At 42.8% G+C, this 9,771-nt stretch carries 9 protein-coding genes; all 9 read left to right on the top strand.

Going from position 1 to position 9,771, the window contains the following annotated elements; genetic code table 11:
* Positions 1–354 precede the first annotated feature (354 nt).
* Genes AC25Y5_RS18725 through AC25Y5_RS18765 form a run of 9 tightly spaced genes read left to right on the top strand, consistent with a single transcriptional unit; the run spans position 355 to position 9,197 of the window.
* Entirely contained in the window at positions 355–1,560 is a 1,206-nt protein-coding gene (locus AC25Y5_RS18725; protein WP_488141615.1) for an acyl-CoA dehydrogenase family protein, read from the top strand.
* Positions 1,561–1,579: 19 nt separating this feature from the next.
* Positions 1,580–2,533, top strand: coding sequence for a VOC family protein (locus AC25Y5_RS18730; RefSeq protein WP_488141616.1), 954 nt, complete (start codon positions 1,580–1,582; stop codon positions 2,531–2,533).
* 34 nt (positions 2,534–2,567) lie between these two features.
* Entirely contained in the window at positions 2,568–3,368 is an 801-nt protein-coding gene (locus AC25Y5_RS18735) for an adenylyltransferase/cytidyltransferase family protein (RefSeq protein WP_488141617.1), read from the top strand.
* Positions 3,369–3,397: 29 nt separating this feature from the next.
* Entirely contained in the window at positions 3,398–4,297 is a 900-nt protein-coding gene (locus AC25Y5_RS18740; protein ID WP_488141618.1) for an isocitrate lyase/PEP mutase family protein, read from the top strand.
* Entirely contained in the window at positions 4,294–5,712 is a 1,419-nt protein-coding gene (locus tag AC25Y5_RS18745; protein ID WP_488141619.1) for an FAD-dependent oxidoreductase, read from the top strand. Before AC25Y5_RS18740 ends, AC25Y5_RS18745 begins: the two co-directional genes overlap by 4 nt.
* A gap of 11 nt (positions 5,713–5,723) precedes the next feature.
* Positions 5,724–6,467, top strand: a complete 744-nt coding sequence (locus tag AC25Y5_RS18750; protein WP_488141620.1) for an SDR family NAD(P)-dependent oxidoreductase — start codon at positions 5,724–5,726, stop codon at positions 6,465–6,467.
* A 17-nt stretch (positions 6,468–6,484) separates the two neighbouring features.
* Entirely contained in the window at positions 6,485–6,934 is a 450-nt protein-coding gene (locus AC25Y5_RS18755; protein ID WP_488141621.1) for a GlcG/HbpS family heme-binding protein, read from the top strand.
* A gap of 6 nt (positions 6,935–6,940) precedes the next feature.
* Positions 6,941–8,320 carry an FAD-dependent oxidoreductase gene (locus tag AC25Y5_RS18760; RefSeq protein ID WP_488141622.1) on the top strand — a complete coding sequence of 460 codons (1,380 nt, stop codon included), beginning with the start codon at positions 6,941–6,943 and terminating at the stop codon, positions 8,318–8,320.
* A 25-nt stretch (positions 8,321–8,345) separates the two neighbouring features.
* Positions 8,346–9,197: an aspartate/glutamate racemase family protein gene (locus AC25Y5_RS18765; RefSeq protein WP_488141623.1), complete on the top strand. Its 852-nt coding sequence runs from the start codon at positions 8,346–8,348 to the stop codon at positions 9,195–9,197.
* The last annotated feature ends 574 nt before the right edge of the window (positions 9,198–9,771 follow it).

The following is a 9,771-nucleotide window of genomic DNA, read 5'->3' on the forward strand; positions in this document are numbered from 1 at the left end:
AGGCTCATGGCGAAAGGCATCCCCAAAGCGCCAAGCGGTCTACGATCCACACTCCGAATTGCAACTCTATCTCGACATTGTGTTCTCTAAAACATCACCCATGAAATAGCTCATTTTCATTCTGGAGAACAGAAGTAGCGTGACAAATCCTAGGAATAAGAAAAACTGTTGGCTTTATTGGGGCATTAGAGTGGGAATCCTAAAAAACCATAAAAAACTAGTGGAACTTTAGGGCAATACAAACAATTAACACTCTAGAATTTTAGCGGTTAGTTTTATAAACTATCAGTATAGTTAAAATAAGCGAAATTGTTTATACAAGTAAAGTTTTAGCGTGGAAAAGGAGGTTACGAGATGACGACAATAACGACAACAATGATTGACACGAATAAAGAATTAGTGGAAAAGGCAATTTCATTCATTCCGAAATTAAGGGAAAGAGCAATTGAAACAGAAAAGGGGAGACGAATCCCAGAGGCAACGATGCAAGAGCTAAAGGATGCTGGGTTATTCCAAATCTTGCGTCCGAAGCTATATGGTGGTCTTCAATCAGATATGAAAACCTATACGAAATGTGTCGCTGAAATTTCACGGGGCTGTGGATCGACGGGCTGGATTTTTGGCCTCTGCAATATTCGGGAACTGATGATTGCACAATCATTCTCGAAAAAAGCACATGACGAAATTTACTATTCCGGGGACGACATCATATTTGCAGGCGTATTTGAGCCTAGAAAGATCAGCGTTAAGAAAGTTGAAAGCGGATACATTATTGAAGAAGGTTATTGGCCGTTTTGTTCAGGGTCACTGCATGCGACTTGGGGATACTTCGGGATGCCGATTGTCGATGAGCAAGGCGAAGTAATCGATCAAGGACTGATTACACTTCCCATGAGTGACGTGGAGATTGCAGATGATTGGTTTGTATCGGGCTTAAAGGGAACGGGCAGTAACAGCATTCATATGAATAATGTCTTTGTACCGAATCACCGAGTAGTCTCCTTTACAGATGCCATACATGGTAAATTCCAGTCAGATCATTTCCGAGATACTCCTTTATACAATTCAGCACTTTTTCCTGCATTGGCGATGTCAATCGGTGTTCCGGCATTAGGAATTGCAAATGCTGCACTGGACTTTTTTAATAAGACCTTGGAAACGCGTCGCGCAGCAAATTTAGGCGTCGAGTTCGTGAAGGATGCTTCTATTACGCATCATCAATTGGCTGAGGCGACATTACATATCGAGACAGCAGATCTCCATTTCACGAACATAGCAGAAAAAATGGATGCCTATGCGGAAAGTGGAGAATACATGCCGAAAGAGGAGCGTGTCAAAATGCTCGCTAAGATCGGCTATGCGGTTCAGATGTGTAAAGATGCAATGGAAATATTTGTTGTGGCACTTGGATCTGGAATTGTAGGGGAAGCTCATCCTTTCCAAAGGTTATACCACGATTTCACGGCACTTTATACACATCGTACAATCAACCCGCTAACATCTCGAGAAAACTTTGGTCGTGTATTATGCGGTTTAGAGTCAAATACGAAAAACATTTAAAAGATAAGAGGGATGAAATATGACGAATCCGGAAATTGCAAAGCTCGGCTATGTTGCACTTGTTACACCAGATATCGAAAAGTCACTTGTGTTTTTCAGAGATGTCATCGGCTTAGAAGTCACGGAAGAAGTAAATGGAGTTCACTATTTACGCGCTTGGGGAGATTTCCAGCACCATACACTTTCATTAGAACAAGGGGATCGCGGCTATGTACGTCATATTGGTTGGCGTACGAAAAATCGTGAAGACGTTCTTTTATTCAAAGAAAGACTGGAGCAAGATGGCGTTGAGGTTGAATTTGTAGAGGCATGGAAAACTCCAGGAATCGGGGACTCCATCCGTTTTAAAATCCCAAGTCAGCATACATTCTCACTCTATTATGATGTGGAGCGGCCGGTTGTAGAAGAGCATCGTCGTTCTGTACTGAAAAACCAAACTTACAAATCATGGGCGAAAGGCATATCGCCTCGCCGTTTCGATCATGTGAATATCCATACATCCACAGATGCAGGATTGACGTATGAGTTTTTAGCAGAAATACTTGGATTCAAATTACGTGAATATGTACGTGATAACGATGGAGATGTTGTTGCGAGCTGGATGAGTGTCACGCCGCTTGTGCATGATGTGGCGGTTTTGGCTAAGCCAGATTCACCGACGCCTGCACGTTTGCATCATATTTCTTATTGGTCGGATGATTCACAAGACATTTTACGTGCAGCAGATATATTGAAAGAAAATGATATTGAATTTATCGGACCTGGTAAACACGGGATCACCCAAGCGTTGTATTTATATGTAATGGATCCAGGAAGTGGATGTCGCGTTGAATTGTTTACAGGCGGATATCTCATCTTTGAACCAGACTGGGAACCGGTGGAATGGACAATGGAAGAGCGTTCTGTTGGCAATACGTATTGGGGAGAATCGGTGCAGGACCGGGAAGAAAACAAAATAACAATCGAAGCGTAATGTGTCTTGGTGAAATGAAGGGAGGAAAATCGATATGAAAACAATTGAAATCAATCGCGATAACTTAGCCTACTGGCAAAAGCGTTTGCCGGAACAAATTATAGCACTCGGTTTTTTCGACGGTTTACACAAAGGACATCTTCAGGTCATTGAGACAGCAAAGAAACAAGCGCAATCGAAAAATTTGGCATTGTCCGTTATGAGTTTTTTTCCACACCCGAAAAGTGTTTTGTCTGACGGCAAAGTAAAAGTGGAGTATTTAATGCCACTGAATGAGAAGGAGAAAAGGTTAAAGAAATTAGGAGTCGATTATTTCTTTGTGGTCCAGTTTGACAAACAACTAGCCTCTTTATCTCCTGAAAGTTTTGTTGAAAGTTATCTAGTCGATTTAGGTATTGTTCACGCAGTTTGTGGTTTTGACTATACTTATGGCCATCGTGGTGCGGGTAACATGAGTCGTTTGAAATTAGATTCAAGAAATCGGATAGAAGTTACTGAAGTGCCAAAGGTAGAATGTTATGGCGAAAAAATTAGCTCGACCTTAATAAGAGCGTCCTTAGCAGAGGGAAAGGTTAATTATATTCATAAGTTGCTAGGTAAACCCTATCAAATAGAGTGGAATAAACTGACGGGTCTTTCACCGTTTTATACACTTCCTGCACCAGGACGATACTATGCTTCAATTCAAGCAGCTGGTAGCAGAGTGAATTGTATAGTGATCGTGAACAATGACGGACAACTTGTTTTCAACCAATTACCGTTTTCAAATGAAGAACAGCTTTCGATTTCTTGGCATTATCAAGTGAGAAGTAAAGCATGTAGAGAAATTAGTTGAATTCATCCAAAGGGAAAGGTGATGTACTAATGTCAAAAACAAAACAGTTTCAAGCATTGCTAAAACAACCAAATGCATTTATTTTACCAGGTGGATATGACGGCATGACAGCGCGCTTAGTAGAGGAGTTCGGTTTCCCAGCTCTGTATGCAACAGGAGCAGGTATTTCAAATGCCCAACTTGGATGGGCGGATGTCGGACTGACAACGGTAACAGAAATAGCGGAAATCGTAAGTAGAATGTCCGATGTTACGACAATACCGATTGTTGTGGATGGGGATACAGGATTCGGTAATGCCATTAATGTCATCCGAACGGTGAAGCAGTTGGAACGTGCAGGAGCTTCCGCCATTCAACTGGAAGATCAAGTCTCTCCGAAAAAATGCGGGCATTTTAGCGGTAAACAAATCGTCAGCAAAGAAGAAATGGTGAATAAAATCAAGGCCGCTTTAGATGCAAGAGTTGATAATAACTTGGCGATTATCGCGAGAACAGATGCGCTTGCTATAAATGGAATTGGAGATGCGTTGGATCGGGCAAATGCCTACAAAGAGGCTGGAGCGGATGTCTTGTTTGTGGAAGCGCCAACGACTTTGGAACAATTGAAAATGATTACAGCTGGCGTGCCTGATATTCCACATATCATGAATATGGTTGAAGGTGGGAGAACACCGTTACTATCATTGGAAGAGGCGGAAGCATATGGCTTTAAGATTATGCTTTGCGCGAATACTGTACTGCGTTCGGCTATTAAAGGAATACGTGAAAGTTTACAGATTTTATCGACCGAGAAGTCTCAAGCAAATATCCATGACGCGATTTGTACATGGGAAGAACGCCAGGAACTATTTAAATTAAATCAAATACAACAGTGGGAAAAGCAGTATTTAGTTGAAGAGATACTAGTTGGGGGAGGTAAGTCATCGTGACAACAGAAATCGATTATGACTTGGTCGTTATTGGATGTGGGGTAGCAGGTACGTCCGCTGCATTAGCAGCAGCCGAAAGAGGAAAAGCACAAGGGGAGAACCTTCGTATCGCCATTTTAGAACGTGCAGACTTTGATAATCGTGGAGGGAATTCACGGTGGACTGCAGCCTATATGCGTATGGAAAATATTGACGAACCTGCTGATCGTTTTGTAGAGGATATGATGGGGTTTTCAAATAACTATTCAGATCGCCAATATATCGAGACACTCGCACAAGACGCGGGTTCAACGCTTCGCTGGGTTGAGGAAAAAGGTGTTGAATTCGATTATTTACCGACGATGTTCTTAACGGCATCTAAGCCCCGGCTGTTACCTGTAGGTGGAGGCCGTGCCATCATTGACACACTTTCATTAAAGGCACGTGCTCTAGGAGTTGAAATCATTTATGAGTCAACGGCGTGGGACATTGTGTTGGATGATGAAGGGGCAGTGAGTGGCTTAAAGGTTCGCATCAAAGGCGGTGCATCACTGAAGCTTAATGTCCAATCAGTCATTTTAGCTGCAGGGGGTTTCCAAGGCAGTCAGGAAATGATGGCACAATACATCGGTCGAGATGCGCATAAAATTCCGACAGTCGCAGAAGGCGGTCTTTACAACAAAGGTGAAACGATTCGAATGGCGATGGCGATTGGTGCCAAAGGATCCGGACAGTTTGATGCTTTCCATGCAGAGCCTGTAGATCCACGCAGCAAAAGGGAAGAAGCGGGAATTATGGCATATCCGTATGCGATATTGGTTGACCAAAATGGCAATCGTTTTACAGATGAAGGGCAAACAACAATTGATGAGCAATATGAAGAAGTGGCTCGGAAAATCTTTTATGATTTACCAAATCACATTGCATACATGATCAGTGACCAGAAAATGAATGCTATTCCAAATATCGAAGAGGCAATTCAGACAGAGCAACCCGCAATTGAGGCAGATACATTGGAAGAACTTGCAGAAAAACTCGGTATTCCGGCAGCTCAGTTAGTTGAAACGGTTCAACAATTTAATGCTGCGGTTCAGCCTGGTGAATTTATCTATAACAAAAAAGACGGGAAAGAAGCAGTTGGCATTGAGCCGCCCAAGTCAAATTGGGCCATTGCAATTGACCAAGCACCTTATATTGCATACCCCGTCATTTGTTGCAACGTATTTACCAATGGTGGATTGGCGACAGATACGTTCGGGCGCGTGTTATCGAACGATGACGATCCAATTCCTGGTTTGTACGCAGCAGGAGAAATTACCGGACTTTACTATGGAAAATACCCGGGTGGAACTTCCGTGTTAAGAGGATTGGTATTTGGCAAACGTTCGGGAGAGCATGTAGTCACGTATTTGTCGGAAGCAAAAAACCTTATATGAGGAGGAATTAGATGTCTACAGGGGATTTGAAGGGTAAAGTTGCGCTTGTCACAGGCGGTGGACGCGGCATTGGCCGTGAAACTTGTATTTTGCTTGCATCACATGGTGCGGATGTAGCCATTTGTTCAAGGACGGCTTCCGAATGTGAAGAAGTGGCAGCATATATTCACAAAACATATGGCACGAAGACACTTGTTGTTACAGGTGATGTGTCGAATGAGGCAGACGTTCAAAAAATCATTCAATCGGTTGAAAAAGAGTTGGGGAAAGTTTCAGTACTCATCAATAACGCTGGCATAATGAGCTTTTCACCATTTACGGAAACATCCATTGAGGAATGGGATCAAGTCAATGACATTAATGTAAAAGCACCATTTTTACTATGCAAGGCAGTTGTTCCAAATATGATCGAGAAACAGGATGGCATCATCGTGAATATTTCATCGATATGGGGAACGAAGGGCGGACCGAATCGGAGCGCTTATATTACCTCTAAGCATGCAGTCATCGGCTTTTCAAAAGCACTCGGGGAAGAACTTAAGCCATATGGTATACGCGTAAATGCTGTTTGTCCAGGTCCTGTCGTTACAAAAATGACAGACGATTTGGGACCGGACGTGAATAAAACCGGTTGGCTTCAACCAATCGATATGGCGAATGTCATTGTCGAGCTTTGTTTACCGAAAATGGCAGCCATCACAGCATCAACAATTGAAGCATTCGGAGCAGGGCAACCTGTTGCCGTAACAAACTAAAAAGGGAGAGATACTCAATGACAGAAATGGTCGTAGCAATCGAATCTAAGAATATCAGTCTGGAATTATCTAACAAATTATTGGAAGCAGCTGTTGAAAAAGGTAAGGAACTTGGCATGCCGTTTAGTATTGCGATTGTAGATAAGGTTGGTAACTTAAAGGCATTTTCATCGATGGATGGAGCGACTGTATTAACTTTAGAAATCGCGCAAAACAAAGCATTCTCAGCAGCAGCCTATAACCGTGCTACGCATGAATGGTATGACCGCTTAAAAGATGATCCACCGCTATTACATGGTCTTGTCCACACGGAACGTCTTGTCATTTTCGGTGGGGGTTACCCAATTACAGTGAACGGTGAATTAATCGGTGGTATTGGTGTGAGCGGGGGGCACTATACACATGATATGCAAGTATGTGAAGCGGCGTTGGAGGTTGTTCAGCAACTTGAGCTAAAGGAAGTGTAAAAGCCTATGGAAAACTACGATATTATTATCGTTGGCGCTGGTATGGCCGGACTTTGTGCTGCAGTTGAGGCTGCGGAGCGAAGTGCAAGTGTACTTGTGCTAGAAAAGGAAGCCGAAATGGGTGGAAGCTCTTTGCTCAGCGGGCGTTACATGGCCTTCGCAGAAACAGACTTGCAAAAAAGTAAAGGGATCGTGGATTCAACTGAATGTCTCGTCAACGACATGTTGTCTGTCGGGGACGGGGCGAACGATCCCGTTTTAGTCGAAGCTTATGGTTCACACCAACTAGAAACGTATAAATGGCTCGTAAATAAAGGTGTACTGTTTCATGCCATTCAAGCGGTCAGTGGCCATAGTGTCCCGCGCGGGCATACAATCACACCACAACAGGCAATCACTAAGTTATTTGAAAATGCTGTTAGCCATGAAAAAGTAACAGTTAAACTCAAAGCAAATGTGTTGCGTCTACGTAAAAATAACGAAGGCAGAGTAGATGAAGTTTCTTATGAGATAGCTGGTGAAATCCATACAGTAAAGGCCAATCATGGTGTTATCTTAACATCTGGAGGTTTTTCACGCAGCGAGGAGCTTTTGAATGCCTTCGCACCTCAATTGAAGGGTGCACTTCGTATAGGCGGCAAAGGGAATATAGGTGATGGTATTAAGCTTGCCTGGGAACAAGGTGCCTGGGTACGTGATTTACCATTTTTAAAAGGCACATACGGCTTCCATCCAACGGCGGATGGTCCTCGTAAATCACAAGGACTCGTATTTTATAAAGGTGCCATTATTATTAATAAATTTGGCAAGCGCTTTGTCAATGAGTCGATTTCTTACAAGTTAATTGGCACGGAGGCATTGCAACAGCCAGAAGGAATCACCTATCAGGTGTGGGATCAAAACATCATGAAAGAAAGTATTCCTGGTGATGCATTGTATGACTTTGAAAAGTTGCTTGAATTAGGCTTGATCGAAAAATCCGAAACAATTGCAGAGTTGGCAACAAAAATCGCTATCCCTTCCGATGAATTGGAAAAAACGCTTCATATATATAATCAAGATGTCGCGAATGGCAACGATTCACAATGTGGACGCGAAACATTAACGCATACTTTCGGAGCACCCAAACAAATTCTACAGGCACCATTTTATGCAATGAGAACGACTGTAGCAATGTTAGCGACGTATGCTGGCATTGCAGTTGATGAATTTGCACAAGTCCTCAATCCATATAATGAGCCAATCGAGGGACTATACGCCGCAGGGGAAGTTGTCGGCGGTTTTCATGGAGCGGGCTATATGACAGGAAGTTCGCTAGGTAAGGCATCGATATTTGGCCGAGTTGCCGTACGTACAGCCTTACAAAAGCGGGAAATACTAATATAATCTAAATGAAAACGAGGTGGGTTACATGAAAATATGGCATCAAAGTCTAACATCTATTGAAAACGTGCCGCAATATCGAGATGCAGTCATTCAACATATTCAAAAAGTGGCACGTCCTGATGTAGAAGTCGTAATACATGGCATGTCAAAAGAAACCTACCCTGCAGAATACCCGGGTCATTTTATCACATATGCCTATTTGCAAAACTTGCATAAGGAGCAATTCATTCGAAACGCGCTGATTGCAGAAAGTGCGGGCTATGATTGTATGTTCATTGGGACAATACCGGATGTAGGTTTATTGGAAGCGCGCACACTTGTAGATATTCCAGTGATTGGCTATGGACAGGCATCTTTTCATTTTGCTTCGATGCTCGGTGATTGCATTGGTATTGTCAATTTTTTAGAGCCATTAAAAGATCAGCTAAAACAAAATATTCAACGATATGGTTTGGGAGAAAAGCTAGGTCCGATCGTCCAAACAGATGTAGGATTTTATGATATTTTAGAAGGTTTCAGTAATCCTGAACCGATTATTGAGAGTTTCACAAAGGCAGCGAATAAAGCGATTGAACTTGGCGCGGATGTAATTGTACCGGGAGAAGGACCCATGAATGTATTCCTAGCCACTCATGGCATTTCCCGTATCGGTGATGTCCCCATTGTTGACTCATTCGCGGCAGGCATTAAAATGTGTGAGTCACTTACAGATTTACAAAAAAACTCGGGCGTCTATATGACACGCAAAGGATACTTTAATGCGAAACCACCTGAAGAAGCAGTGCAAAAGCTGCGTTCATTTTATAATTTAGAAAGCAATATTCATCCGGAACTTGATTGGGGTCTCTCCATCAAGGGCAGTGCGGTCAAGTCTTAATTTGCCGATAGCATTTATTCGAGGAGAAGGGAGGAGCAATAAACTCTCTTCTTTTTTTATTGTGGATAATTCTTAAAATTTGTGAATCGTAAACGGTACAGCCCAACCGCCCAACGGTTTGGGCTATTTTGGATAAATCGCTACCATGGTCAACGTTATACTAAGTTCTCTTATTTCTGTACAATAGAAGGAAAGGGTTACAGGGACTTTTCGCTAGATAGATTGAAATGGAAGAATTCCCGTAAAACACGCTTTGGCGCGCCTGCGCTGGAATGTTCATTATCAGGAGAGTTGTGATTCAGAGTGTAGAATTTATACCGCTTGGCGCTTTGGGGATGCCTCTGGCCCTGAGCCTGGATTAACGCTTCGCATCCAGTCTCATGGCTTCGGCGACCCCTTTGCCGCGCCATCGCTAGAGTGTACATTATCGGGAGAGTTTTTAATTAGAGATGTATAGACTGAAATAATAATGTGATTACTATTTGATACTGATTTCATTGTAGAAAGAAGCACTACAGGCTGCAGGTCTTATCCCCGATAACGAAATGTGCTTCCCTACATAGAGACCATCTAG

The organism is Sporosarcina sp. Y1011 (genome assembly GCF_057669885.1).